General features: G+C 65.6%; 20 protein-coding genes and 1 pseudogene. 9 read left to right on the top strand and 12 right to left on the bottom strand.

The features are described from left to right. Window positions 1-29 precede the first annotated feature (29 nt). On the top strand, window positions 30-1997 hold the full coding sequence (locus ACFQO4_RS04005; RefSeq protein ID WP_500259685.1) for a DEAD/DEAH box helicase: 1968 nt from the start codon (window positions 30-32) through the stop codon (window positions 1995-1997). Between the two features lie 5 nt (window positions 1998-2002). Here ACFQO4_RS04005 and ACFQO4_RS04010 read toward each other — a convergent pair whose 3' ends face one another. Next, the gene (locus ACFQO4_RS04010) at window positions 2003-2365 is read right to left on the bottom strand and encodes a hypothetical protein (protein ID WP_500259686.1); all 363 of its coding nucleotides are present in this window, start codon (window positions 2363-2365) and stop codon (window positions 2003-2005) included. 212 nt (window positions 2366-2577) lie between these two features. Further along, a complete protein-coding gene (locus ACFQO4_RS04015; protein ID WP_500259687.1) occupies window positions 2578-2832 on the bottom strand; it encodes a hypothetical protein in 255 nt (84 codons plus the stop codon). 189 nt (window positions 2833-3021) lie between these two features. Between ACFQO4_RS04015 and ACFQO4_RS04020 the strand changes: the two genes are divergently transcribed. Next, window positions 3022-4899, top strand: coding sequence for an ATP-binding protein (locus ACFQO4_RS04020; protein WP_500260454.1), 1878 nt, complete (start codon window positions 3022-3024; stop codon window positions 4897-4899). A gap of 126 nt (window positions 4900-5025) precedes the next feature. Further along, window positions 5026-6168, top strand: a complete 1143-nt coding sequence (locus ACFQO4_RS04025) for a phosphotransferase family protein (RefSeq protein WP_500259688.1) — start codon at window positions 5026-5028, stop codon at window positions 6166-6168. Between the two features lie 120 nt (window positions 6169-6288). On the opposite strand, the gene ACFQO4_RS04030 is transcribed toward ACFQO4_RS04025, so the two are convergent. The 7 genes from ACFQO4_RS04030 to metG all read right to left on the bottom strand — a co-directional run bounded on the left by ACFQO4_RS04030 (window position 6289) and on the right by metG (window position 14481). Further along, window positions 6289-7986: a spermidine synthase gene (locus tag ACFQO4_RS04030; RefSeq protein ID WP_500259689.1), complete on the bottom strand. Its 1698-nt coding sequence runs from the start codon at window positions 7984-7986 to the stop codon at window positions 6289-6291. 50 nt (window positions 7987-8036) lie between these two features. Continuing rightward, window positions 8037-9146 carry a hypothetical protein gene (locus ACFQO4_RS04035; protein ID WP_500259690.1) on the bottom strand — a complete coding sequence of 370 codons (1110 nt, stop codon included), beginning with the start codon at window positions 9144-9146 and terminating at the stop codon, window positions 8037-8039. A gap of 30 nt (window positions 9147-9176) precedes the next feature. Further along, window positions 9177-9836 carry a hypothetical protein gene (locus ACFQO4_RS04040; RefSeq protein WP_500259691.1) on the bottom strand — a complete coding sequence of 220 codons (660 nt, stop codon included), beginning with the start codon at window positions 9834-9836 and terminating at the stop codon, window positions 9177-9179. Window positions 9837-9924: 88 nt separating this feature from the next. Further along, entirely contained in the window at window positions 9925-10431 is a 507-nt protein-coding gene (locus ACFQO4_RS04045) for a hypothetical protein (RefSeq protein ID WP_500259692.1), read from the bottom strand. Then, window positions 10428-11531 carry a hypothetical protein gene (locus ACFQO4_RS04050; protein ID WP_500259693.1) on the bottom strand — a complete coding sequence of 368 codons (1104 nt, stop codon included), beginning with the start codon at window positions 11529-11531 and terminating at the stop codon, window positions 10428-10430. The genes ACFQO4_RS04045 and ACFQO4_RS04050 overlap by 4 nt, the downstream gene beginning before the upstream one ends. A 180-nt stretch (window positions 11532-11711) precedes the next feature. After that, a complete protein-coding gene (locus ACFQO4_RS04055; protein ID WP_500259694.1) occupies window positions 11712-12164 on the bottom strand; it encodes a response regulator in 453 nt (150 codons plus the stop codon). A 184-nt stretch (window positions 12165-12348) separates the two neighbouring features. Continuing rightward, window positions 12349-14481 carry a methionine--tRNA ligase gene (metG, locus tag ACFQO4_RS04060; protein WP_500259695.1) on the bottom strand — a complete coding sequence of 711 codons (2133 nt, stop codon included), beginning with the start codon at window positions 14479-14481 and terminating at the stop codon, window positions 12349-12351. 316 nt (window positions 14482-14797) lie between these two features. Here metG and ACFQO4_RS04065 point away from each other — a divergent pair, with 316 nt between their 5' ends. Then, window positions 14798-16129: a sodium-dependent transporter gene (locus tag ACFQO4_RS04065; protein WP_500259696.1), complete on the top strand. Its 1332-nt coding sequence runs from the start codon at window positions 14798-14800 to the stop codon at window positions 16127-16129. 90 nt (window positions 16130-16219) lie between these two features. Here ACFQO4_RS04065 and ACFQO4_RS04070 read toward each other — a convergent pair whose 3' ends face one another. Further along, window positions 16220-17602: an MATE family efflux transporter gene (locus ACFQO4_RS04070; RefSeq protein ID WP_500259697.1), complete on the bottom strand. Its 1383-nt coding sequence runs from the start codon at window positions 17600-17602 to the stop codon at window positions 16220-16222. Window positions 17603-17814: 212 nt separating this feature from the next. Continuing rightward, on the bottom strand, window positions 17815-18900 hold the full coding sequence (mfnA, locus tag ACFQO4_RS04075) for a tyrosine decarboxylase MfnA (RefSeq protein WP_500259698.1): 1086 nt from the start codon (window positions 18898-18900) through the stop codon (window positions 17815-17817). A gap of 451 nt (window positions 18901-19351) precedes the next feature. Here mfnA and ACFQO4_RS04080 point away from each other — a divergent pair, with 451 nt between their 5' ends. From ACFQO4_RS04080 to ACFQO4_RS04100, 5 genes and pseudogenes are all read left to right on the top strand, one after another. Then, a complete protein-coding gene (locus ACFQO4_RS04080; RefSeq protein WP_500259699.1) occupies window positions 19352-20302 on the top strand; it encodes a hypothetical protein in 951 nt (316 codons plus the stop codon). Window positions 20303-20776: 474 nt separating this feature from the next. Next, the gene (locus ACFQO4_RS04085) at window positions 20777-22840 is read left to right on the top strand and encodes a right-handed parallel beta-helix repeat-containing protein (RefSeq protein ID WP_500259700.1); all 2064 of its coding nucleotides are present in this window, start codon (window positions 20777-20779) and stop codon (window positions 22838-22840) included. Window positions 22841-22960: 120 nt separating this feature from the next. Continuing rightward, window positions 22961-23716, top strand: coding sequence for an ABC transporter ATP-binding protein (locus ACFQO4_RS04090; protein ID WP_500259701.1), 756 nt, complete (start codon window positions 22961-22963; stop codon window positions 23714-23716). Continuing rightward, window positions 23713-24948 (top strand): annotated as a pseudogene (locus ACFQO4_RS04095) (ABC transporter permease). The gene ACFQO4_RS04090 and the pseudogene ACFQO4_RS04095 overlap by 4 nt, the downstream one beginning before the upstream one ends. 29 nt (window positions 24949-24977) lie before the next feature. After that, entirely contained in the window at window positions 24978-25613 is a 636-nt protein-coding gene (locus ACFQO4_RS04100) for a phosphoribosyltransferase (protein WP_500259702.1), read from the top strand. A gap of 44 nt (window positions 25614-25657) precedes the next feature. Here ACFQO4_RS04100 and ACFQO4_RS04105 read toward each other — a convergent pair whose 3' ends face one another. Further along, window positions 25658-26122, bottom strand: a complete 465-nt coding sequence (locus ACFQO4_RS04105; RefSeq protein WP_500259703.1) for a methyltransferase family protein — start codon at window positions 26120-26122, stop codon at window positions 25658-25660. Between the last annotated feature and the right edge of the window lie 96 nt (window positions 26123-26218).

Below are 26218 nucleotides of genomic sequence, written 5' to 3' on the forward strand. Positions count from 1 at the left end.
GTTTATCGCCGAGTCCGGTAGCCTATCCAGTGACCGACGACGAGACCGATGTGGTCGACGAGGCCCACGACGCCGACGACGCCAACGACCCCCACGACCCCGCCGACGGGGATGGAGTGACAGACCCTCACGACTCCCACCCGTCCCTCTCGCTCTCGGCGTTCCACGACGCCTGCCAGCGGGCCGGCCGCCCGCTGCTCACCGCGTCCGAACTCGCCAGACACCTCGAGCGACCCCACAGCGAGGTGACCGACGACCTCGAGGCGCTCGCGGAGCGGGGCGACCTCGAACACCTGGCCGTCTCCAGGGACCCCGTGGTCTGGTTCCCGGCCGAACTCGAGGACCTGACCGAACGCGAGCGGGTGGTCGTCTTCCCGAAGCGCCGCGAGATTATCGTCGACCGCCCGGACCAGTTCACCCGCGCACAGCTCTCCCAGTTCGCCCACCTCGCGGACGGCAACGGCGAGAACGGCTACCGCTACGTCGTCCGTCCGGAGGACGTCTGGCAGGCCCCGCACGACTCGTTTTCCGGCCTGCAGCGAACGATGCGCCAGGCCCTGGGCCAGCGCTCGGACGCGCTCGAGTCCTGGGTCGAGAGCCAGTGGGACCGCGCCCGCCAGTTTCGGCTCGTCACCCACCCCGACGGCTACACCGTGCTCGAGGCCCGGAGCGCCGAGATCATGGGTAACGTCGCCCGGCAGAAACTCGACGAAGAGCACGTCCACGCACCGATTTCCGACACCGAGGACTGGGTTCGTGAGGGATCGGAGGCAGCGATCAAGCGGATCCTCTACGAGGCGGGCTACCCCGTCCGGGACGACCGCGACCTCGAGTCGGGGGACGCCCTGGAAGTCGGGCTCGAGGTCTCCCTGCGGGAGTACCAGCGGACGTGGGTGGACCGCTTTCTCGAGGCCGGATCGGGGGTCTACGTCGGCCCGCCGGGCAGCGGCAAGACGATCGCCGCGATTGCCACGATGGAGGAAGTCGGCGGCGAGACCCTCGTGCTGGTCCCGAGCCGCGACCTCGCCCGCCAGTGGGCCGAGACAGTGCTCGACGTCACGAGTCTGGAACCCGAGCAGGTCGGCCAGTACCACGGCGGCCGCAAAGAGATTCGTCCCATTACGATCGCGACCTACCAGATCGCCGGCATGGACCGCCACCGATCGCTCTTCGACGACCGCGAGTGGGGACTGGTCGTCTTCGACGAGTGCCAGCACGTCCCCTCGGACGTCTACCGCCGGAGCACGCACCTCCAGTCGCGTCACCGCCTGGGCCTCTCGGCCTCGCCGCTCCGGGAGGACGACCGCGCCGCGGACATCTTCACGCTGATCGGGCCGCCCATCGGCACCGACTGGGAGGCGCTGTTCGAGGCCGGCTTCGTCGCCGAACCCGAACTCGAGATCCGGTACGTGCCGTGGGGCGACGACGAACACCAAAACGCGTACGGGTCGGCGGAGGGCCGAGAGCGCTACCGGCTGGCGGCGACGAACCCCGGCAAGGTCGCCGAGGTTCGCTACCTCCTGGCGTCCCACCCTGGTTCCCGTACGCTTGTCTTCGTCGACTACCTCGAGCAGGGCCGGGACCTCGCGTCGGCGCTTGACGCGCCGTTCCTCAGCGGCGAGACGCCCCACATCGAGCGTCAGCGGCTCCTGGACTCGTTCCGCCACGACGAAATCGACACGCTCGTGCTCTCGCGGGTTGGCGACGAAGGGATCGACCTTCCGAGCGCCGACCTGGCCATCGTGGCGTCGGGGCTCGGTGGCTCGCGGCGACAGGGCACCCAGCGAGCGGGCCGGACGATGCGTCCCGCTGGGGGTGCGCTGATGTACGTCCTGGCGACCCGCGGAACGCGAGAGGAAGAGTTCGCCCGCCGCCAGCTGCAGCACCTCGGGCGGCAGGGGCTGACGGTTCGCGAGGAGACGGTCGAACGGGATCTCGAGACAGAGGCGGAGACGGAAACGGGGTCCGATACGTCGTCCGAAGCCGCCGACGAATAGGTTGACTACGCTCGAGGCGCCACCTGCAGGTCGACTTCCTCCTCGGCGTCCGCCTCGAGGTCGGCCTCGGTCTCGAGTTCGACCTCGACGGTCGCCACCTCCTCGACGGTCACGCCGACGCCCTCGTTTAGCTCGCGTCTCACGACGGCCAGGTCCTCGCCGCGGTCGCCCACGAGGACGAGTCGGGTTTCGAGGGTGACGGTCGTGTCGTTCAGGCCGGGCTCGAGGCCGCGGACGGTCGCGTCGTCGACGCGCTCGACGGTCGCGACTCGTTCGACGATTCGTGCGCCTGCGGTGACGAGGTCGCCGGTCGCGTTCACGGGAACGCGCACGGTGAGTGTCGCCACGACGGTCTGGTATCGTGCCATAGTCCCCCGCCGAGAGTCGAACTCGGGGGCGGTCGCACGTGCCCGGGAATCGGGAACGCTGACGACCGCGCGGTGTCCACACACCGGGGGAAACCGCGCGGTCCAGGCTCGCCGGCAGAACGGATGGGATCGACGGACCGACCCCCGACCTCGAGCGAGAGGGAACGAGAGTGTCGGCAACGCGTACAAACCGTCCGGCCGGGAGAATGGACCTACGCGGCGCGGACGGAGATTCCGTCGAGATTCGACGAAATCGGGGTCGGGTAACCGAGTGCCCGTCCACGACCCTTCAGTCCGGCAACGCCGGAAGTCCTGGAGACGCCATAGCGTCCGGAGACGCCGGTGACGCCCCAGCCAGCGACGTCGACACACCGACCGGCGGTGCCGGCGGCGTCGACGTCGGTGGCAACCCCCGCGTTGCCACTCATCGGGGCGAACGCGGGAATCGGGTGGGTCGTGGTGGTCATGGTCGGTCGCGATCTGTGACGATCGGCTACCCGATACATCCGGGGGGAGTGACATAATCGTTTCCCAGGGTTGTGAATCGTTCACATTCGTCGGACGCGGCGAGTGTCACGCGAGGCGAACCTTCAAGGGAACCCGAGGGCAGTGTGAACTATGCAACGTTCGCGCAGGCGAAACGGGGTGAGGAGACGGTGAGCGAGACGCGCGAGGTGACGGTCGGCGAGACGGCCGACGGGACCGACGTGAGGCTCCCCGTCGTCGAGTTGCTGACCGGCCGGGGGTTCGTCACCGGCAAGTCCGGTTCCGGGAAGTCCAACACGGCGTCGGTGATCGCCGAGGAACTCCTCGAGGCGGGCTTTCCACTGCTCATCGTCGACACCGACGGCGAGTACTACGGGCTGAAAGAGGAGTACGAGATGCTCCACGCGGGCGCCGACGAGGAGTGCGACATCCAGATCGGGCCCGAACACGCCGAGCAGATGGCCTCGCTGGCGCTCGAGGAGAACGTCCCCGTCATCCTCGACGTCTCTGGCTACCTGGACGAGGAGGAGGCCGACGAACTCCTGCGAGAGACCGCCCGACAGCTGTTCGTCAAGGAGAAGAAGCTCAAGAAGCCGTTCCTGCTGGTGGTCGAGGAGGTCCACGAGTACATCCCCGAGGGCGGCGGCATGGGCGAGACCGGGCGACTGCTGATCAAGATCGGCAAGCGCGGGCGCAAGCACGGCCTCGGCATCCTGGGCATCAGTCAGCGCCCCGCCGACGTCAAGAAGGACTTCATCACGCAGGCGAACTGGCTCGTCTGGCACCGGCTCACCTGGGAGAACGACACCAACGTCGTCGGGCGGATCATCGACTCGGAGTACGCCGAACTCGTCTCGGAACTCGAGGACGGCCAGGCGTTCGTCCAGACCGACTGGATGGATGCGGGCGTCCGCAAGATCCAGTTCCGGCGCAAGCGAACCTTCGACGCCGGGGCGACCCCCGGCCTGGACGACTTCGAGCGGCCCGAACTCAAGTCCGTCTCCGACGCGCTCGTCGACGACCTCCAGACCATCTCCGAGCGCAAAGATCGCGAGGAGGACCGCATCGACGAACTCGAGAAGCGCCTCGACCGGAAAGACTCCAGGATCGAGACCCTCGAGGACGAACTCTCCTCGGCACGAGACGTCTCCGATGCCGCCCGGCAGATGGCCGACGCACTCTCCCAGGCCGAACCCGTCCAGACGACGTTTCCGGAGACGGGCGGCGACATGCGCCGACTGCACGACGAACTGGTCGACCTCGAGGATCGCATCGAGGAACTCGAGGCCAAGCGCGAGGAACTCGAGGAGGAGAACGACGACCTCCGCGAGCGACTCGCGGCGCGCGAGCGGGAACTCGAGAACCGAGCCGACGAACTCGAGCGTCTCGAAGCCGAGAACGAGGACCTCCGCGAACGCTGTCGAGAACTCGAGTTGTGGCTCGAGCCTGCGGATTCGGGTGACGAAGCGGTGGCAAAGGGTGGCAGCGAAGCGGCGGCCGACGGTGGTGAGAACGCGGACGGGAAGGCGGAGTCGGAAGCGGAAGCGGAAGGTGAGGCGACGGACGGAATGGAGACGCCGATCCTCCACGCCGACGGCGACGACCTCACGTTCGGCTACACGTCCGTCGACGACGCGAGCGAGGACGACATCCTCGAGACCGGTGCGGCGGACGACCCCGCGACTGGACCGATCGACCTCGACATGATGGTTCCCGACGAACGCGACACCATCGAGGACCTGCTGGCCCTCGAGGAGATTTCGACCCGCGTCACGGCGGCCTGCGACGACTCCCGGTGTGACGAGCCGACCGCCCGACGCGTCATCGAGACGGTCGCCATCGACGGGCCGCTCTCGACGACCGCGACGGCGGAGTCGGTCGGTCGCTCGCCCGTCGCCGTCCAGAGCCTCCTCTCGGAGCTTCGAACCCGCGACGTCGTCGACCGACGAGCGGACGGCACCTACGTCCTCGAGCCGGGATTGCTCGACGCGCTCGACAGGACGACTGCGCTCGACAGGGAGTCCACGCTCGGGGCGGACGATGAGTGAGCGACGCCGTCGGTAGGTCCAGCGGTTGCAGAGTGTAGATAACTATAGAAAGTATAGTTATGAGTGCTCGAGAATCACAGTCACACGACCGGGAGCGTTTTTGAAGACCGGAGGGGTTGTCGCTGTATGAACGACAGCGACGTGGATGCCGACGGCGATGACGACGTGGACGCCAGCGACGACGTGGACCTCGACGTCGACCGACTCGAGTCCGTCCTCGCCGCCGGTCTCGGAACGGAGGTGACCGGGCTCGAGGTCGTCGCCGACGGCCTCAACCTGATTCTCGAGGTTTCGACCGGCGATGCCAGCGGCCCGTACGTGCTGCGAACGCCCAACAAGTTGCGAGACGCGGCGTACATGAACGACTTGCGACGGGAGTACGCGGTGATGGAGCGGCTTCGGGAGACCTCGGTGCCCGCGCCAGTTCCCGTTCTGTATTGTGACGACGAGTCGATCTTCGGCGACCCGTTCTACCTGATGACTGCACTCGAGGGCGGGCCGATTCCTCTCGGCGAGGACCTCCCCGAGCGCTTTCGGACGCCGCAGTCGCGAGAACGGGTGGCCGTGCGACTCGTCGCGACGCTCGCCGACGTCCACACGGTCGACCCTGAGTCGTTCGCGGACGTCTGTCACCGGGTGACACCGCGGGCCCGCGTCGGCCGCGCCGTGGAACGACTCGAGGAGACAGTCCAGGTGACGGGTCACGAGGTTCCGACGCTCCGGTCGGTCGCCGAGTGGCTCCGAGAAAACGCGCCGACGGAGACGAGGACGACGCTCGTCCACGGCGACTTTAGACCGGGGAACGTGTGTTTCACCGGTACGAACCGACCCGAGATTACTGGCGTCCTCGACTGGGAAACGGCCACACTCGGCGACCCGCTGGTCGACCTGGGCTACCTGCTGCTCCGGTGGCGAGACGCGAACGACTGGCGGCCGTCGCTCGAGGCGCTCGAGGCGCGTCACGGGGACGAATACGAGGGCGCGCTCCAGCGATTGCGGCAGCAAAACGAGCGCGGCCTCAGTCCGTTCACGGCGAAACCCGGCAGCCCTACTCGACGGGACATGGTCGCTCGCTACGAGGCGGCGACGGGATTCGCGTTCGAGCACGAGCGGCTCTACCGGGCACTGGCGGCGTTCTCGCTCGCGGTCGTGTGGGAAGACCTCCATCGCGACCGACTCGAGGCCGGAGACGCGTCCGACTGGGAGCCCTACGTCGAGTACATGGCACTGATGGCGGACGGGATCGTCGGCGGCGACTTCCCGCTGTAGCGGTATCAGATCTCTCGAATTCTCGAAAACGTACCGATTTCGCCGGCCGCGGGTACCGGGTGTCGGTGCGACTGTCGTCGCAGTAGCGATCTCGATTACGGATGTGGCCGTAGCGATCGATCACGACGCTCGCACGAGCGGCGCCAGACTCGAGGTCGTTCCATCAGTGTCGTCATCGCTCGAGTTCGAACTCGTGCCGTCAGTGTCGTTCGTTTCGTCGGCTTCGTCACTCGAGCCCGAGCCAGAACCCGAACTCACCCCAGACGTCGCGTCGTCGGTCGTCTCCTCGATCACGTACTGCTGACCGAGCATCGGGTCGAGCAACTCGTCGACCGCCGCCCGGTCGTCGGTGAGCACCGGTACGTCGTCGGTATTCGGTTCGGCCATGTAGTTCTCGATCTCGTCCTCGAGGTCGATCGGGAGGTCAGTGTTTTGATTACGCACCTGGAGATCGGCTTCCGAGTAGCGCGTGGCGTTTTTGGTCGCGACTACCTGGATGTTCTGGACCGCTCCGGTATCCGACGTGCGAAAGCTGTACACCTGCGGGAAGACCTCGTCCATGGTCGCGTACTCGGCGCGATAGAAATCCGAGGCCGGCCCGCTGGGCGCGGAGATGACGTTCGAGATGAGGACGCCGTCCTCGCTCAGGTGCTCATCGACCACTTGCATGAACTCGACGGTCGTCAACTCGAAGGGAACCTGATCGCGCTTGAATGCGTCCAGGACGATCACGTCGTAGGTCTCGTCGCTGTTCTGGAGGAACGATCGCCCGTCGACGGTGTGGGCCTGGAGGTCGTCCGACTGCTCGAGGCCGAAGTAAGTCTCGGCAGTGGCGGTCACCTCCTCGTCGATCTCGACGACGTCGACGTCGACGTCGTACTGGCGTTCGAAGTCCTGCGGCCCGGTGTAGCCGCCGCCGCCGATGAACAACACCCGATCGACCGAATCCGGATTCTCGGCCATGAGCATCGTGAGGTGGAAGTAGCGCGTGTACTCGAAGACGTGGCGGTCGGGGTCGTTCAAGTCGCGCGCGCTGTGGCGCGTTCCGTCGAGGTACAGCGTCCGAACGTCCCCGTTGTCGACCACCTCGAGTTGCTGGTGAGCCGTCTGGGTCTGGTAGACGACGTCGCCGCGGGGATCGAGGCCGATAGAGCTACTGGTGGCGGCACCGACCAGCAGGAGCGAGACGACGGCGACGACGGCGAGCGTCCGCCTCGACGGCCGCGGGAGCGACACGACGACGGCGGTTCCGACGAGCACGAATCCGAAGAAGAGGCTGATCTGCGTGATCGACAGCGACGGGATGAGCAGGTACGTCGTCACACCGGAGCCGACGATGCTTCCGATGGTGCCGAGTGCGTAGACGTGTCCGGAGGCCTCGCCGATGCCCTCCTTGGCCGATAGCTCCGCCGCGTAGGGGCTGATGAACCCGAGGAGGTACGTCGGCGGCCCGAAGAGGATGATGATCGACGGGAGCGAGGCGTACCGGGGCGAGAGCGGGATGGCCGCCGTCGCGTACAGCAGCATATCGCTCGTGTAGATGATGATCGCGATGTAAATCGCCGTAGCGAACAGCAACCACCGCATCTGACTGTTTGAGGCCCGCGCCGCCGCTCGCCCGCCCTGCCAGTAGCCCAGACTCAGTCCGGCGAGAAAGACCGTGAGCAGGCCGCCGACCGTGTAGATGTGGCTCCCGAACTGCGGCGCGACGATGCGCAACGCGAGGATCTCGAGACCCATGCTGACGACGCCGGAGACGAAGACGGCGAGTTCGGGTTTCGAGAATCGCGTCGACTCGAGCGCCCGTGAAACGTCCATTAGCCGCCCAAAGTGGATCCACCGACGAGAACCTGTTGGATCGCCCCTCCTCAGTTTCGTTTCGGCATCGTCGAGTGACGGGTCGTCGACTTCATGTCTGCCCGCTTCGACGGCGAGCGGGCGACGGTCGAGTACATCGTTCCACGCCTGCGTCCGCTGCTCGAGCCGCCGAAGGGGCCGCCGTCGTCTCCGGTGCTCAGGAGGCCGTCGTCTTCGTCTTCAACTTCTTCGGCCGCCTCGTCGGCCTCCTCTTCTTCAACGCCGTCCTCCTCGTCGGTATCGTCTCCATTCGCCTCCTCGTCCTCAGGATCTGCTTCGTCCTCGGCATCCGCCTCCTCGTCGTCACCGAGACCCGCCGCCTCGAGCCCCGCTTTCAGAGATTCGACTTCGTCACCGAATCCGCCGACTGCATCCTTGAGGGCGGACGAAATGGAGTCCTCGAGGTCGCCGTCGTCAGTTTCGTCGTCCTCGTCACTCTCGTCATCCTCGTCCGTCTCGTCTTCGTCCTTCTGGTCCGCTTCGCCTCCCTCCTCGTCCACCCCGTCTTCGTCCGTCTCGTCCTCGTCTCCGCCCGCTTCGCCCTCCTCGTCGGGTTCCGCGGTATCTTCGCTCGCATCGGTGTCGGCCTCGCTGACCTCCTCGTCACCCGTCTCGACTGCGACGCTCTTCGTGAGGAGGCCGTACAGATCCAGCACCGTCTCCTCGAGCGAGTCCGCATCGTCCAGATCGGAATCTGAATCTGACTCTAAATCGGGGTCGGCGAGCGAGGCCAGTCGCTGGAGGGCCCGCAGCGTGGCAACTTGGCCGGGATCGCCGTTCGCAATCGCTTCGGGAAGCGACGACGGGGTGGAGCCGTCGGGGAGCGTATCCAGGCCGACGCGCTCGAGCAGCGACTGGACGTCGCCCTCCTCGACGAGTTCGTGTGCTTCCTCCGCGAGCGAGGGCAGGTCGGTAGACGAAATCGGCTCTGGAAGGCCGTCCTCGGCGCCGCCTTCGAGGTCGGCCGTCAGTTCGAGCGCTCGAGCCTCGTCACCGTCGTCACCGCCGGCCTCGTCGTCCGCATCGCTTTCGTCCCCCGCCTCGCGAATGCCGAGGTCGTCGAGCGCCGCTCGAGTGTCGGTCAACAGTGTCGTGATTCGGTCGTCCGTTTCTGTAGTCATGGGTGGAACTCACCTCGCTGGTCGTGCTAATCAGGACTCCTCGTCGATCACGGCGTCGACGATCTGCTCGCGCATCTCCTCGCCTTTGAGGTTCGCCTTCACGCCGACGTCCTTCGCGACCGACTGGAGGTCCCGGTAGGAGAGCATCTCCAGGACGTCCTCGAGGGTCTCCCGGCGCAAGTCCTCGAGCGTGTCGAGAGATGGTGGGCCGTTCTCGACGAGCGCTTCGGTGTCCGTCTCGCTCTCGCTTTCGCTCTCGCTTTTTTCGTCCGTCTCGCTCTCGTCGCCCTCACCTGCGTCGGACTCCCCGGTTTCGTCACCGGCCTCGTCCGCATCTTCCGCGTCTCCTTCCGCTTCGCCGGCGGCGACCTGCTCGGCCAGGGCTTCCTGCCCGAACTCCTCGAGCCAGGCAGCGATCGCGTTCCGGAGCGACACGACGAGTTCCTTGAGGAACGTCCGGAGGCTCAGGCCCTCCTCCATCGCGTCGGTAGCCGTCTCCTGGATCGCTCTGCCGAGGCGTTCGCCGATCGAGCGACCGAACCGCTCGCCGATTCGGGCGCCGGCGGCGGCGCCGATTTCGCCGGCCTCGACCTCGTCACCGATGCCGTCTCCGTTGAAGACGGACTCGATGTCGACGTAGTCGAGAGCTTCCTCGACGACGATCTCCTGCAGTGTGGGGTCGTCGCTCATTTAGATCCCTCCGTGGCCTGCGCGACAGTTGTCGGTCCGCCTCGAGTGGCAGTTGCCCTCGAGTCGTCCGTCGAGCGCGGAAGGGGCGTCACGACTCGTCATTTTCGTCAGTGTCGTCGGCTTCATCCTCGTTGTCTTCGCTATCCTCGCTACTCTCGCCGTCTTCGTTGCCCTCGGTTTCTTCGCCGGCATCGCTGTCTTCGCCGCCCTCACTGCTCTCTTCGCCCTCCTCCTCACCCGTCGACTCCTCGTCGGATTCGCCATCTTCGCCATCGTCCTCGCCGTTCTCACCGTCGGCCGCCTCGTCCGATTCGCTCTCGTCTTCGGCTGACTCGTCACCGTCGTCCGTCTCCTCGGATTCCTCCTCGTCGCTCTCGAGGATCGAATCCACGAGGACGTCACCGAGCAGTCGGCCAACCTCCTTGCCGACCGTCCGGCCGACCGTCGCACCGATGAGCCCGCCTAACTCGGGCCCGATCGGTTCCTCCGAGTCGAACTCGTCCTCGAGCGAGGTGCCCTCGAGCAGCGATTCGAAGTCGATGCCGTCGATGATCTCGTCCACGTCGACGCGTTGGGTCAGTGTGTCGTCGGTCATGCAGTAGCCTCCGCTTCCTGCTCCTGGTCTTGCTCCTGGTCCTGATCCGGACTCTCCTCTTCACTATCCGATTCCTCGGCGCTCTCGTCGCCGTCGCCTTCCGACGCGGCTTCCATCCGTTCGATCACCTGCTCGAGGACCGACCGGACGATCGTTGCGAGTACCTGCTCGATCGGCAGCGATGAGATGGCTCGCTCGAGCGGATTGCGAAGCGTGTCGACGATCGAACGGCCGAGGCCACGGAACCAGTCGGCGATCGAGGAGAGGACGCCGCCCTCGCTTTCCTCGCCGTCTTCGGCTTCTTCGTCTTCGTCGCCGTCACTCTCACCCGAACCGATTCCGGGCAGGAGTCCGCCGAGTCGGTCCCGCAGTCCGCCGAGGAGACCGGTCGCGGCGCTCTTGAGGCCACCAGGGATCTTCCCGAGTGCGTTCGAGATGCTCTCGAGCGGCGACCCCAGGCCATCGAGGAGGCCGGTCACCGACGACAGCAGGTTTCCGAGCAGGTTGTTGTCGCCCGGCCGGGCCGAAACGTCGAGGGTCACTTCGTTCAGGTTCACCTCGAGACCGAGAACGTCGAGAAAGAGGCCGTCCAGGTCGAGGTGAGCGACGCCGGTGGCGTCCTCGCTCTCGTAGACCTCCTCGGCGTCGCGGTCGTGTTCTTCGCCGGGTTCCTCGCTCTCGTCGTCCGCTTCTTCCTCGGCCTGTTCTTCGTCTGCTTCGTCGCTATCCTCGCTCTCGTCGTCACCCTCCTCAGCTTCGTCGCCTCCACCGTCATCGTTCTCGGACGCTTCGTCGTCAGCCGAACTGTCCTGATCCTCGGAGTCGTCGGGTTCTCCGTCGTCAGTCTCTTCGTCGGCGCTTTCGGACTCGTCCGTCGCGTCACTCGAGTCCTCGCCGTCTTCGGAATCTGCGGCTCCGTCGTCGGAACCGGAAGAGTCGTCTGCCTCTGCCTCTGCTTCGCCGCCGTCCGGTAGGAGCGTCCTGGGCTCGTCGCCCTCCTCGGCGACGGTGACGGCCGACGGATCACGGCCGACATCACCCCTCGAGGTCTCGCGCTCAGCGGACGGCCTGTCATCTCGACTGTGTTTCTGGGCGACCATGATAGTATCCGTGAGGATATACAATGATCTCGCCCGTGTCATTTGGCCTTGCGTGTGCTATCCGCCGACGAGCGACGAGCAATGAGGACGAGGACGTGCGACGAACGATGAGGACGAGCGGTGGACGGAACCTCGAGTGGTGAAGCATCCAACAGCGACATCAGGAGAGCGACCTCGGCCCTAGCTGGTCGGTTCCTGCACGATCGCGAACCAGAAGTCCTCGATCGACCGGACGAACTGGAAGAAGTCGTCCGGGGTAACCGGTTTCTGGATGTAGTGATCTGCGTCGACGTCCTGGGACTTGACGATGTCCTCTTCGGCGTCCGACCCCGTGAGGACGACGACCGGAATTTCGGCGAGCACCGGCTCGTCGTTCAGTTCCGAGAGAATCTCCATTCCACTTTTCCCCGGCAACTGCGGCTCGAGCAAGATGAGGTCCGGGCAGGAGTTCGATTCGTACTCCCCCCGCTGATAGAGGAAATCGAGCGCGTCTTCGCCGTTGGTCACTGTGTACAGACGGTTCGCGAGTTTTGCCTCGTGCAGCGATTCTGTGAAGAGTCGCGTATCGCCCGGGTTCGGTTCGACCAGCAGGATCGTAATTGGCTCTTCCGTCCCCGCTTCCTTCGCACTCATTGCGGAGGGTAAACGTCGAGACGGTATAACCGCCTCGTTACTCGAGTGCGCCCACCCGATTCTGGTCTCGAGCAGGTGAGCTGGTTCAGCCAGCGCCCGATTCTGTCGTCAGCACTCCGTACTTCCTAGATCCTGTGAAAATACGAACGCTCAGATCGGGTCGGTTCCCCTCGAGGCAGTGAACTTACCGGATCTTCTCGCCGAGGGCGGCGTCGCCGTGGGTCGTCAACAGGTCTGCCTCCTCGCCCGCCGCGAGGATCATGCCGTTCGACTCGACGCCGAACAGTTCGGCGGGTTCCATGTTGGCCAGCAGGACGCACTTCGTCCCCGGCAGCGACTCGAGGTCGTGGAGTCGCTTGATCCCGGCGACGACCTGGCGGGTCTCGAAGCCGATGTCGACCTCGAGGCGAGCCAGGTCGTCGGCGCCATCGATGCCCTCGGCGGCCTCGATGCGGCCGACGCGGATGTCCAGTTCCTGGAAGTCCTCGAAGCCGATTCGATCCTCGAGCAGGGGCTCGAGGTCGCTGGTGTCAGCGTTGGCGTCCGCTTCAGTGGCATCTGGGTCGGTCATGTCGCTATCGTCACCTTCGTCCGCGTCCGCATCCGCATCTGCATCCGCATCTTCGGCCGCCGCCGCAATCTTCTCCTCGAGCGTCGTCTCGAGTTCGTCGACGCGCTCGTCCTCGATCTTCTCGAAGAGTTCGCTGGGTTCCCCGAATGTCCGCGGCGGCGCCTCGAGAGCGTCCTCGAGGTGGGCGTCCGCGACGGCGCCGTCCTCGCCGAGTTGCTCCCAGAGCGCCTGAGCCTTGTCGGGGGCGATCGGTTCGAGCAGGACGCCGACGGCCTTCGCGATCTGGACGCAGTCGCGGATGACCTGAGCCTGCTCGGGGTCGCCGTCCTCGAGCTTCCAGGGCTCATTGCGTTGGATGTACTCGTTGCCGAACTGTGCGAGGCGGGTCGCGGCGAGGCCGACGTTGCGGAGGGAATAGTCGTTGACGGCCTCGCGGAACTCGCCGATGGCGCCCTCGATGCGCTCTTCGACTTCCCCGGATACGTCTGCCTCGGGCGTCCCCTCGAAATTTCGCTGGGCGAATAGCAGCGAGCGGTACCAGAAGTTGCCGATGGTACCCACGAGCTCGCCGTTGACCTTCTCCTGGAACGCCGTCCAGGTGAAGTCGATATCCTGCTGGAGGCCGCCGGTCGTCGTCAGGTAGTACCGCAGGAGGTCGGGGTGGAATCCCTCATCGAGGTACTCCCTGGCCCAGATCGCACGGTTCCGGCTGGTCGAGAGTCCCTTGCCGTCGATGGTGATGAAGCCCGTCGCGGCTACCGCTCGCGGGGCGTTGTAGCCCGCGCCCTCGAGCATCGCCGGCCAGAAGACGGTGTGGTGCTGGATGATGTCTCGACCGATGACGTGGACGATCTCCCCGTCGTCTTTCCACACGCGCTCCCAGTCGTACTCGTCGCTCCCGACGCGCTCCGTGTACTGCTTCGTGCTCGAGATGTACTCGATCGGTGCGTCGACCCAGACGTAGAGGACGATGTCCTCGACTTCGCCGTCTCCGATGTCGGTATCAGGATAGTCGATCCCCCACTCCATGTCGCGGGTGAGACACCAGTCCTGGAGCCCCTCCTCGATCCACTGGCGAGGCTGGTTGCGGGCGTTGTCGGTGCCCTCGAGACCGTCCAGGAACTCCGTCAGGTAGTCGGCGAACTCCGAGACCCGGAAGAACTTGTGGGTGCGCTCGCGGTACTCCGCCGGGTTCCCCGTGCGGACGCTCGTCGGGTTCTCGATTTCGCCCGGCTCGAGGTGGCGCTGACAGCCCTCGTCGCACTCGTCGCCGCGGGCCTTCGCGCCGCAGTAGGGGCAGGTGCCCTCGACGTAGCGGTCGGGCAGATAGTCGTCAGCTTTCGGGTCGTAGGCCACGAGCACCTCGTCTTCGTAGACGTAGCCCTCCTCGTCTAACGTGCGAACGATCTCCTGGGTGAGCTCGACGTTCGTCTCGTCGTGGGTGTGACCGTAGTTGTCGAACTCGACGTCGAACTTCGGGAACGTCTCCTGGTACCGATCGTGAAATCGCAGGGCGAACTCCTCGGGGTCGACGCCCTCCTTCTCAGCGGTGACGGCGATCGGCGTGCCGTGCATGTCCGAGCCGCTGACGTAGGCTGTCTCCTGTCCCAGCGTCTCGAGGGCGCGGTTGAACGCGTCGGCGCCGATGTAGCCGCGGAGGTGGCCGATGTGCAGGTCGCCGTTGGCGTAAGGCAACCCGCAGGTCACCACCGCGGGGCGGTCCGTCGGGAAGTCGTCGTGGCTCATACTCGTCACCACTCGCCCGCGGGCGTAAAACCCGCCGGTTTTCGCCGCGCGAAGTGGGCAATTCCTGCCGACTCAAGCAGTCGTCGAGGCAGTACCCGCGACCCGTGTCGGCCCGGTCTCGAGTCCTCTGAGGATCGGGTCCGCTCGAGGGGCGATTCCGCGGCGGCCCCGCGACGACCGGCGGCGTTGTCGTCGGTGATCGGCGCCCGTACCAATCAATATCCATTCATATCAAAATTCAATAGATAGTGTATCAACAGACTGCGCCGATGGTAGTTCAATAGGTATTTAATCAATTACCTGGAAACGCACACCCATGGTACGTGATACCTGGGCAACGCGGGCGGGGTTTATCCTCGCCGCTGTTGGCAGTGCAGTGGGACTTGGAAACATCTGGCGATTTCCGTTCCTGGCCGGTGAATCGGGCGGCGCCGTATTCGTTCTCGTGTACCTGGCTCTCGTCGCGCTCATCGGCCTCCCCGTGATGCTCGTCGAGTTCGTCATCGGGCGACGGTCGGAACGGAACCCAGTCGGTGCGTTCAGACGCCTCGGCCACCCGTCCTGGAAGTTCGCGGGAGCCATCGGTGCGGTAGCGGGGTTCATCATCCTCTCGTACTACAGCGTCGTCGGCGGGTGGGTACTCCAGTACGTCGTGGCCAGTTTTTCGGGCGGATACACCGGCGACACGGAGGCGTTCTTCCTCCAGACGGCGTCCGGCACGAACGCGATCATCTACCACGCCATCTTCATGGCGCTCGTCGCCGGCATCGTCTCGCTCGGGGTTCGAGACGGCCTCGAGCGGGCGGCCAAGCTAATGGTGCCGAGCGTCATCGTGCTCCTCGTGATCCTCGCGGTCTACGCCGCCACGCTGCCCGACACCGGCGCGGGATACGAGTTCTACCTCTCCCCGGACGTCGACGCATTCGCCACCAACGCCATCGACATCCTGCCCGCCGCGGCCGGGCAGGCGTTCTTCACGCTGTCGCTCGGGATGGGCGTGATGATTACCTACGCCTCCTATCTCGGCGAAGATCGAAATCTGCTCAACGACTCGCTCATCATCGTCGCCATCGACACGTTCATCGCGATCCTGGCAGGATTGGTGACATTCCCCTTCCTGGCTTCACAGGGCGTCGACCTCGAGCAGGGGGGCGGCGGGGCTGGCGCCGTCTTCATCAGTCTCGCGGCCGCGTTTGAGACCATGCCGATGGGACATCTCGTGGGCGGCGTCTTCTTCATCATGCTGGCGGTCGCCGCGCTCACCAGCGCGTTCAGCATCCTCGAAATGGTGGTCTCGTTCGTAGTAGATACCTTCGACGTCGCACGCCTCCCGGCGACGCTGGGGCTGGCGGCGATCATCTTCGTCATCGGCCTGCCAACGGCGATGGACCTGAACTACCTCGACGCGTACGACCTGTTCGCGAACAACATCCTGCTGATCGCCGGGGGGCTCGTGCTCTCGCTATTCATCGGCTGGGTGTACGCCCCCGATGCCCTCGAGGAACTCGGCCAGGGGCGGGGCGGCAACGGCGGGTTCGACACGTACTGGATCAACGTCGTCCGGTACGTCGTGCCGATCGTCCTCCTCATCACGGTGGCGCTCGCGATCCAGGAGTACGTCGAGTTCCTTCAGGGAACGTTCTTCTGACGGTCGGAGTCGATGTCGTTTTTCCAGCGTTCGGTTTGCACGTGAGCCCTGGCTCGAGGTGGCGCCGATCGGTCGCTCGACGTCCTCCACTCAGTCGTCGTCGCCGCTCGTCTCAGCTCGTTCGGCCATCATCGAGGCAGCCAGGTCCGCCCAGCCACCCCACCGGAACCCGGCCAGGGCCACTACGGCCCAGCAGACGTAACACAGGACGATGCCGACGTAGACGCCGAGGAGCCCGTACTCGAGGGTGACCCCGAGCAGGTACGAGCCGCCGAGCATGAAGACGACCGTCCCCGTCAGTCGAGCGTAGAACGGCGTCCGGGTGTCTCCTGCCCCGCGGAGGGAGCCGGCGATGGGGAAGAAGATCCCGAAGAACAGCATCGAGACGGCGAACACGCGCGTGAACTCGACGGCGTAGCTCGCAGTCAGCGGATCGCGCGTGAACACCCACACGAGCGGTCTCGCAGCCGCGAACAACAGGACGCCCGAGATGCCGAGCGTCACGATTCCGAGAGCAAGAATCGATCGGGCGGCGTGACGCGCCGCTGCAGGCTCGCCCTCACCGAGCGTCTGGCCGACGATGATGCTCGAGACGGTCGAACTCGAGCGGTAGAGCGGACCCGTAAATTGTTGATAGATGCGGCGACCGATGTGGTAGGCCGCGTTCGCCTCGGTGCCGAACAGGAGGATCAGGGCATTGAACGGGAAGTTCGCCAGCGAGGTACTCATCCCCTCGGCGACGTTCGGCAGGCTGACGGCGAGCAGCTGGCGAGTGATGGTGAGGTCCCGCGGTCGTGCGAGCGAAACTGGCGTCCAGGGACTCGCGATGGCGGCGACGACAGCTCCGGCCTCGACGGTTCGACTGGCCGCCGTTGCGACGGCCACGCCGACGATTCCCATGTCGGGGGCGATCCAGACGCCGAGTCCGAGCGCGATCGTCAACACGACGTTGAGCCCGTTCGCCCCGCCGTTGACGACCATCGGCGTCCGCGTGTCGCCCGCGCCCTGTAACGCGTTCGCCCCGACGAGTCCGACGATGCGCATCGGCGCGGCAGCGAAGACGATCGCCAGGTAGAGCCCGCCGAGACGAACGACCGCCGACTCCGCCCCGAGCACGGCGATGAGCCAGTGACTGGCGACCAGTCCGACGACGGCGAGCGGAACGCCACAGAGGGCGCCGATGAGCAGCGCCTGGGTGATCGCGCGGTCGCGCGTGCGTTCCGCGCCCCGGCCCGTGTCCTGGCTCGAGAGTGCGATGGCACCGGTTCCGAGCCCGAGCCCGATCCGGAGGGGCAGTTGCCCGTAGAGGTCGGCGAGGCCGACGGCGGCTACCGCTGCGGGCGAGAACAGACCGGTGACGATGACGTCGACGGTCCGCATCAGGGTCGTCAGCGTCTGCTGGACAGCGACGGGCCAGCCCAGGCGCAGCGCTCGCCGCCAGACCTGCCGAACGCTCTCGTCGACCCGGAGCATCTACTTGACGAAAGGGGCGTCGACGCTTAACTTCCCCCCGGTCGCGGCGAAACGGTCGGCTGCCCGTCTCGTCCGGCGAGTGCCCCTCGAGCGAACGGTCCCGTCGCTGCCGGAAAGTCGGGAACCAGTTCGAGACAGGTGACTCGAGAGTGGGAGTGTCGTCGACAAGAGATCCCGGGAGAATGCGTGACGCGATACTCGAGCCGGCCTTCTCAGTCGCAACTCGAGACCGGTACCGTCGCCTGCGGCGTCAGTTCGGCTACGTCCGCGAGGAACGCCTCGAGCATCGCTCGCGTCACGTGAGGCATACACACTACGCGCAGTTCGCCCGACCCGGTCCGAGAAATTCGCCAGTCGGCCTCGCGAAGTGCGTCGAACGTCGGCGTCGGTACGTCCGCCGCGACCAGCGGGAGCGTCGGTTCGACGACGTCGTAGCCGAGCGCCCCGAGTTCGTCGGCCAACCACTCGGCGTTCGCCTGCGAACGCTCGTACTGGGCGGCGTACCCGTCAGGCCAGAGCTCCTCGAGCGCGGCGACCGTACTGGCGACGCCCGCACCCGACCGCGTGCCGGTGAGCGTGGCCTGCGAAGTCGTCTCGAGGTAGGGCGTGTCGACGGCGAGTTCGTCGAGCAGGGTCTCGTCCCGGACGAGGAGGCCGCCTGCGGGGACAGCCGCCTGGCCCATCTTGTGCGGATCGATGGTCATCGTGTCGACGCTCGCGTGCGCGAAGTTCCACTCGTAGTCCGTGAAGGGGAGGACGAAGCCGCCCCAGGCGGCGTCGACGTGAAAGAGCGCGTCCACCTCTCGAGCGACCTCGCTAAGTTCCGGGATGGGATCGACGCGTCCGTACTCCGTCGATCCGGCGACCCCGACGACCAGCGCCGTCTCCTCGTCGACAGCCTCGCGAACGGCCTCGAGGTCGGCCCGGTGGTCGTCGTCGGTCGGGACGACGCGGAGATCGACCTCGAGTACGGTCGCGGCTTTCCGGAAACTGAAGTGGGCGGACTCGGGCATCACGACGTTCGGACGGTCGCCGTCGGCCCGCTCGCGGGCAATTCTGACGGCCTGGAGGTTCGCCTCGGTTCCGCCGCTGGCGACGTACCCTGACGCCTCGGCGAGCCCGGCGACGTCGCCGAGGCGCGAGACGGCCTCGCGCTCGAGTTCCGCAACCTGCGGATAGGTGCCGGGGTCGCCGGGATTGGTCGCGAGAAAGCGAACGGCGGCCTCTCGAGCGACCGGGTGTGGCTCAGTGCACATCGACGAGAGTACCCGGTCGAACGACTGCGGCTCGGCTCGCATACGTCTATGGAGGAGAGTTGGCGGTTTAGTGGTTGTCGTTCTTGTTTGTCCGGGCGGGGCGGTGTCGAGGCGAGTGTGAGCTGGTCCAAGTCGAGTATGAGATGATCTGAGGCGAGTGTGAGCTGGCTCGTCGGCTGGTCGCCGACGGTGGGAAGCGCCGAAGCTGAGAAATCCCGGACCGTTTCACCGGGTAATTCTCGAGTACGCGCGTACAGCCAGGATGGAAAACGGCGGTATCGAGACGATACTGTCTACGCACAGGACCCAAATCGGCAGTAACGAGCCATTATTCGCAGTCCAGTTCATTGGCCGGCCGTCTCTGAAACTCTTCGAACCACGAATAATCGTTCAAAAATACGTGAGTGAACGCAACAGTTCGAATTAATCTACGTAAATTTAATGAGTGTGATAAGAAAAAGTTTATGTGCGAAAGGCAGGGTTACGCAAGTGCATGGCGCAGAAGTCCCCCACTACCGACGTTGAATCTTCGACTACCCTTCGAAACTCGCTGGTAAGCCGTCGTTCCTACGTCCGATCGGTTGCGACAGCGGCCGTCGCGGCGGGCGTCTTCGGCGGCGTCGCTGACGCTGCGGCGGCTGAGAGCGACTACGAAACGGTGACCCTCGACCCTGGCGAGGACCACCAGGTGAACGTCGGAGACGGCGAGACGCTCGAGAACGTCCTGTTCGACTGCACGGCCGAGGGGGCGCGCGTGACCATCGCGGCCCACGCGACCGACTGGACGATCCGCAACGTCGGTATCAAGGGCGAGTTTGACGTCGGAAGCCCCGACGCAGCCTTCGGGATTTCCGACCAGGGTGGCAACACCTCGACCATCGAAAACGTGTACGTAGCCGACGGCGCGATTCACGGCTCGGAAGCCACCGACGAGACCGCATTCTGGGTCTCCCCTGAGCACAGCGGCCACATCGACTTCAAGAACGTCAACGTGCAGAACTTCCCGGACAACGGCATCTACGCCTCCGCGCCGGCCGGCAAGGGTGGCGGCACGATCCACATCGACGAGTGCTACGCCGCGAACAACTACGTGGCGAACTTCCGAATCGGGTCGGCGGGCAGCGCGGTCACGAACTCGAGCGTCCACGTCGATCGCGACGGCTACGGCGGCCGCGGCATCTGGGTGTGGGCGCCGGGCGAGTGCGAGATCGACAACTGCCAGCTCGAGCTGGACGGCCACAACTACGCGATCGACGCGGGCGCGAACGGCAGCGGGACATCGGTGACGGTGACCGACACCGACTACAGCACGGACTTCCACGGCGGGGTCAACGAGACTGCCGGTTCGACCGTCGACTTCGGCGACGGCGTTGGGAACGACCCCGAGCCGACGATCCCCGACGGCGTCCCCGAGACGGCCGAGGACGCGGCGAGCGGGAACTGAGTCGCCCTGTTTTGCTGACGTAGCGGCCCTCCACACGGGTGCCGATCCGGTCTCCGTTCTGCGTCCTATCCTCCTCGACGGTGACTATCACTCCAGCCTCGCCTCGAGCACTGTTCTAGCGCTCCCTTCGAGCGACGCGGAACTCGCTCGAACGCGCCGAAAACGTCTTCGCGCGCGATAAATCACTGATAACGATCCGTCGTAACCCAGGATTACGCTCGAGTTCCTCGCTCGCTCGTTCATCGGTGGATGAAGGTCACGGCAGCCAGTCTATCGCCTCGTTCGGCCGCCAAGACGCGTCTCGAGCGGTAAGATACAATTACTACCGTCTGTTGCGCTCTCGTTCGTATAAACTATTCTGAGTATTTGCTCTTGCTTTCGAACGTGTACGTTCTGGTCTCTGTTATTATCTGTAAATTCAATGGATTCTATCTACGGAAGATTTAAACCAGTATCCTCGCATTACCTGAACGCATGGCACGCGACTCTTCGGTACTGGACGACGATTCGATTGCGGGACACGACGGGAACGTCCCGCGAGACGGTAATACGACGTTACTCGACCGACGAAGCTACCTCAAGCTTGCGTCCGCGAGCGCGGTGGCGGGTCCGGCACTCGCCGCCGCAACCGGCACCGCCGCGGCGGCCGACTACGACGTGATCACGGTCCCCGCCGGACAGCGGGAGGTGATCCGCGTCGAGTCGAACGAGACGCTCGAGAATACACTCGTCGACGTCACCGCCGACGGGGCAACGGTGACCATCGCCGCCCACGGCACGAACTGGACGATCCGAAACGTCGGGATCGAGGGCCGTGTCACGAGCGAGAACGCCGTCTTCGGCGTCTCCGATCGCCAGGCTGGCACCTCCAGGATCGAGAACGTCTACCTGGGCGACGGCGCCACGGACGGCCACCGACACGGTGTCGGCCTGTGGGTCGCCCCCCAGCACAACGGCCACATCGAGATCGACCGCGTGAACATCTCCGAGATGGGCGACAACTCGTTTTACTGCTCCGCGCCAGGGTACAACGGCGCCGGTGGGACGGTCGACATCTCGAACTGTTACTCCCGGGACTCCTGGGTCTCGCACTTCCGGCTCGGCGAGGGAACGGTCACGAACTGCACGGCCGTGAACACTGGCGCACACAAGGACGGCCGCGGCATCTGGGCCTGGGCACCTGGCGACGTCGTCGTGGAGGACTGCAACCTCGCGATGAACGGCCGTCACTACTCCGTCGTCGTCGGCGCCAACGGCGGCTCCTCCACCGTTCGGATGGTGAACACGCAGTACGACACCGGCTACAGCGGGGGCTTCAGACGAGCAGGGGGCTCGATCGACCTCGAGTCGGGCAACGGCACGTCGCCCGAGGACGTCGTTCCCGAGGGCTGTCCGACCAGCGCGGAGGCGGCCGCGTCGGGAAACGCGAACAGCGGTGAGAGTCGGATCGAAAGCGCGACCGACCAGCGCGACTCGGCGGACCTCCCCAACGTCATCGTCTTCGACGGTCGCGACGCGTCCACGGCGACCACCGACTACGCGTTCACCGTGACCGGCGACCTCGAGGCGTCCACGGACGACGGGGCGACCATCGACGAGGAATCGACGGTCGACGGCTCGAGCGCCGAGGGCGTCGTCGCGAACTACCTCGACGCCTACCGCTTCGACGGCGAACTCGAGAGTCTCCAGCTCGACGGCGACGCCGCGGTTCGCGTCAACGGCGTCGAAATTGACCCCAGTGAGTTCGACGACGGACTCGAGAACGTGCTCCTCGTCGAGGGCGCGGACGCGGACGTCACCCGCTACGAGTTCGTCGTCGACGGCGAGGTCGTCCCGTCGAATTACGAGGGGGCGACGATCGACGATACCGACGCAATTGCGGATGGTCACGTCCACGGAACCGTCGCAAACTGGAAGGACGCATTCCGCTTCGACGGCGACCTCGAGCAACTGACCGTTGACGGTCCTGGTACCGCTCGCCTCAACGGTGAGGAAGTCGACCCCGGCGAGTACGGCGAGGACCTGCCGAACGTCCTCGAGATCGAGGGCACCGGCGAGCCCGCGAGCTACGAGGTCACGGTCGAGGGAACGATCGCGTACGAGGGCGACGACGACGAGGTGACGGTCCGCTCGGGGACGACCGTCCAGAGCTCGATCCTCGAGGACACCCAGCGCTACCGGTTCTCCGGCGCACTCACCGACGTGACCTTCACCGACGGTGCAGCGGCGGTTCGGCTCAACGACGAGACGGTCGATCCCGACGAGACCGGCGACGACGAACTCCTCCCCCACGTGTTCGTCGTCGACGGGACAAACGCCGACGGTCCGTCGACGTACTCCCTCCAGGTGGACGGGCGCGTTCGCAAGGCCGACTATCGAAACGCCTCGGTCGACGAGGGCGACCTGCTCGAGGACCGTACCGTCCGCGGCGCCGTCGGCAACTGGCTCGACGCCTACTGGTTCGACGGCGACCTCGAGGACTTCACGCTACTCGGCGACGCCGAGGTCGACGTCGTCTACAACGCTCGGGACCAGTAAACCGGTTCGGCGATTCGGCGGTATCTCACGACGCGATGCGGATCGAACGAGACGAGGGCCGTTCTAATTCTGCGGAGACAGATCAATAGTATAATACGTCGTAGATGACAACCCGCAGGCATGTCGACACCTGAAGCGCCCGTCGACCAGGACTCCGGTCCGGTCGTCGCCGCGACCGACGTACGTCGGACGTACCATCTGGGCGAACCCGTCCACGCCCTCGACGGCGTCTCCCTCACGCTCCCCCGGGGGTCGTTCACGGCCGTCATGGGGCCGAGCGGGTCAGGGAAGAGTACGCTGATGAACCTCCTCGGTTGCCTGGACACGCCTGACCAGGGGACCGTCGAAATCGACGGGACGTCCGTCGCGGACCTCGCCGGAACCGAGCGCGCACGACTTCGAGGCACCGAGATCGGATTCGTCTTCCAGACGTTCAACCTCATGCCCCGACTGACCGCCGCCGAGAACGTCACCCTCCCGATGGTGTTTCACGACGCCGTCGACGAGACCCGGCGGGACCGGGCGCGCTCGCTGCTCGAGCGGGTCGGCCTCGGTGATCGGCTCGATCACGCGCCGAACGAGTTATCGGGAGGCCAGCGCCAGCGGGTCGCCATCGCCCGCGCGCTCGCGAACGAACCCGCGCTCGTCCTCGCAGACGAACCGACCGGGAACCTCGACACCGAGACGGGGACCGAGATCATGGCCCTCTTTCGCGACCTCCACGAGGCCGGCCGGACGATACTCATGGTGACCCACGAACGATCGGTCGCCGAGCACGCCGACAGGATCGTCCACCTCGTCGACGGCCGAATCGACGAGGTCGAGGACCTCGATGGCCAGCCGTCCGGCACCGATGACGAGGAGGGAGATCGATGAACCTCCGTGAGAGCTTCCGCATCAGTTGGCGGTCGATAGCCGGGCACAAACTTCGCTCGACGCTGACCACCCTTGGCGTCATTATCGGCATCGCTTCGGTCATCACGTTCATGATCCTCGGGGGTGCGTTCACCGACGACATCCTCGGGGACGTCGGCGAGGAGAATGCGCCGGTCATGCAGGTCCAGACCCAGACCTCGCCGGAGGCAGGCACCGGCATCATGATCGTCGACTCGCCGATCTACACCGAAACCGACGTCGAGACCATCGAGTCCATGGACGACGTCGCCTACGTCGCGCCGCTCGGGGACCTCTCGGCCGTCCAGCTAACCCGCGAAGACGACCGCGTCACCGGCGGTTTCACGGCAATTGCGACCAGCGGGGAGCGATTCGAGGACGACGATCTGTACACGCTCACCTAGGGCGAGACGTTCACCGGGGGCGACGAGGCCGTCGTCAACACCGGTGCCGCACAACTGTTCGAGGAGAACGTGACGACCGGTGACGAACTGACGGTCGCACTCGAGGACGGCTCGCGGACCACCGTCACCGTCGTTGGCGTCGTCGACGAGGATCTCACGGGACAACCTGTTCAGCCGGCAGTCTACCTGCCCCTCGAGTCCCACTACAACGTCACAGTCGAGACGCCCCGCGGAACGACAGAGCGGGCCTATCCGACCCTCGAGGTTCGGGCGAGCGGGCTCGAGACCGTCGACCCGGTCCAGGACGACGTCGTCGAGTACTTCGAGAGCGACGCGGACGCCCGCGAACTCAAGAACGACGGCGACCGGATCGAGGTGCAGACGATCCAGGACGCGATCGATCAGGTGACCGGCATCATCGACCAGCTCACGGTCTTCATCGGCGGCATCGCCGCCATCTCGCTGGTCGTCGGCTCGATCGGCATAGCCAACATCATGATCGTCAGCGTAACCGAACGAACCCGCGAGATCGGGATCATGAAGGCGGTCGGTGCCCGAAAGCGCGACATCGTTCAACTGTTCCTCGTCGAGTCGGTGATACTCGGTGCCGTCGGCGCGGTCTTCGGCGTCGCCCTCGGCGTCGGAGTCGGCTACCTGGCCGTCTCGGCGCTCGGGTGGCCGATGGTGTACCCGCTCGAGTGGATCGCCATCGCGGTCGCAGTTGGCGTCGGCGTCGGCGTGCTGTCCGGGCTCTACCCCGCCTGGCGGGCGGCCAGGGTCGATCCGATCGAGGCGCTCCGTCGCGAATAACAAAGTCGCTCGAGCCCATACCTGTATCCATGTTCGCGGACAGAACCGAGGCCGGGAACCAGCTCGCCACCACACTCGAGCGACAGGGCGTCGAGGCCGACGTCGTCCTCGGAATTCCGCGCGGCGCCCTTCCCATCGCCCGCCCGGTGGCCGACGCGCTCGAGGCCGACCTCGACGTCGTCGTCGCGCGAAAGATGGGCGCGCCGTCGAACCCCGAACTCGCCATCGGGGCCGTCGCGAGCGACGGTGCAGTCTGGCTCAACGACTCGCTCGTCAAGCACCTCTCGGTCTCCAGTGACTACCTCGAGGACGTGCGCGAGCGGGAAGCCGAAAACGCGGCGACGAAGGCGGCTCGCTACCGCGACGGAGGCGAGGCGGGAACGCTGCCCGACCTCGAGGGGAAGAGCGTCGTCGTGGTCGACGACGGGGTCGCGACGGGGGCGACGGCCATCGCCTGTCTGCGCCAGGTACGCGAGGCAGGTGCGGCCCACGTCACCCTCGCCGTTCCCGTCGGCTCGCCGGATTCGATTTCCAGGCTTGAGAACGAAGCCGACGCGGTCGTCGCGCTCCAGACGCCGGCGAGTTTTCGCGCGGTCGGCCAGTTCTACCGCCGGTTCGATCAGGTGAGCGACGAAGAGGCGATTGCGTATCTGGATCGGTCCTGACCGGATAATCGACTGTAATCGACGTATCGACGGCGCGTTCTCGTCTAGAGATACCGACGAACGTCGCGTTGGTAGTCGCGATACGCGTCTTCGAATTCGTGTTCCAGCAAACGTTCCTCTTGGCGAACGACCAGGTGGACGGCGGACAGCACGACCGGAAGTACGACGAGCAGCCACGCGGTGTTCAGAAGCACTGCGATCCCCAGATACAACGCCGTCCACCCGACGTACATCGGGTTGCGACTGAACGCGTACGGTCCGGTCGTCACGAGCGCCGTCGGCTTCTCACCGTCCAATTCTAGCTCGCCAACCGTTCGAACCGCCCACCCGATGATCAGCAGGCCGATCCCGGTCAATCCCCAGCCAGCGGACCGAGCGAGTCGCTGGTCCTCGAGCAACCGCAACGGCTTCAGTACGTGGGCGACCGTCCCTGCGAGAAGCCCGGCAACGTGCGATTCGGGGACGGGGACGTTCGCCCATCGCCACCTCCCTCTTTGCTCCGTACTCACCTCGTAGAATAGGGCGCCAGACTACAAGTAGAGAGTCTCCATAGATGCAGACACTCGGTGCTACGAGGTGACGTTCTACCGAATCCTGCGTTGAGT

Source organism: Saliphagus sp. GCM10025334, from assembly GCF_042663485.1.
Lineage (GTDB): Archaea > Halobacteriota > Halobacteria > Halobacteriales > Natrialbaceae > Natronosalvus.

Excerpts from the sequence above, each read along its gene's own strand:
- ACFQO4_RS04010 (WP_500259686.1), bottom strand. The coding sequence starts at position 2,365 with ATGGCACGATACCAGACCGTCGTGGCGACACTCACCGTGCGCGTTCCC.
- ACFQO4_RS04015 (WP_500259687.1), bottom strand. The coding sequence starts at position 2,832 with ATGACCACCACGACCCACCCGATTCCCGCGTTCGCCCCGATGAGTGGC.
- ACFQO4_RS04025 (WP_500259688.1), top strand. The coding sequence starts at position 5,026 with ATGAACGACAGCGACGTGGATGCCGACGGCGATGACGACGTGGACGCC.
- ACFQO4_RS04030 (WP_500259689.1), bottom strand. The coding sequence starts at position 7,986 with ATGGACGTTTCACGGGCGCTCGAGTCGACGCGATTCTCGAAACCCGAA.
- ACFQO4_RS04035 (WP_500259690.1), bottom strand. The coding sequence starts at position 9,146 with ATGACTACAGAAACGGACGACCGAATCACGACACTGTTGACCGACACT.
- ACFQO4_RS04040 (WP_500259691.1), bottom strand. The coding sequence starts at position 9,836 with ATGAGCGACGACCCCACACTGCAGGAGATCGTCGTCGAGGAAGCTCTC.
- ACFQO4_RS04045 (WP_500259692.1), bottom strand. The coding sequence starts at position 10,431 with ATGACCGACGACACACTGACCCAACGCGTCGACGTGGACGAGATCATC.
- ACFQO4_RS04050 (WP_500259693.1), bottom strand. The coding sequence starts at position 11,531 with ATGGTCGCCCAGAAACACAGTCGAGATGACAGGCCGTCCGCTGAGCGC.
- ACFQO4_RS04055 (WP_500259694.1), bottom strand. The coding sequence starts at position 12,164 with ATGAGTGCGAAGGAAGCGGGGACGGAAGAGCCAATTACGATCCTGCTG.
- metG (WP_500259695.1), bottom strand. The coding sequence starts at position 14,481 with ATGAGCCACGACGACTTCCCGACGGACCGCCCCGCGGTGGTGACCTGC.
- ACFQO4_RS04065 (WP_500259696.1), top strand. The coding sequence starts at position 14,798 with ATGGTACGTGATACCTGGGCAACGCGGGCGGGGTTTATCCTCGCCGCT.
- ACFQO4_RS04070 (WP_500259697.1), bottom strand. The coding sequence starts at position 17,602 with ATGCTCCGGGTCGACGAGAGCGTTCGGCAGGTCTGGCGGCGAGCGCTG.
- mfnA (WP_500259698.1), bottom strand. The coding sequence starts at position 18,900 with ATGCGAGCCGAGCCGCAGTCGTTCGACCGGGTACTCTCGTCGATGTGC.
- ACFQO4_RS04080 (WP_500259699.1), top strand. The coding sequence starts at position 19,352 with ATGGCGCAGAAGTCCCCCACTACCGACGTTGAATCTTCGACTACCCTT.
- ACFQO4_RS04085 (WP_500259700.1), top strand. The coding sequence starts at position 20,777 with ATGGCACGCGACTCTTCGGTACTGGACGACGATTCGATTGCGGGACAC.
- ACFQO4_RS04090 (WP_500259701.1), top strand. The coding sequence starts at position 22,961 with ATGTCGACACCTGAAGCGCCCGTCGACCAGGACTCCGGTCCGGTCGTC.
- ACFQO4_RS04100 (WP_500259702.1), top strand. The coding sequence starts at position 24,978 with ATGTTCGCGGACAGAACCGAGGCCGGGAACCAGCTCGCCACCACACTC.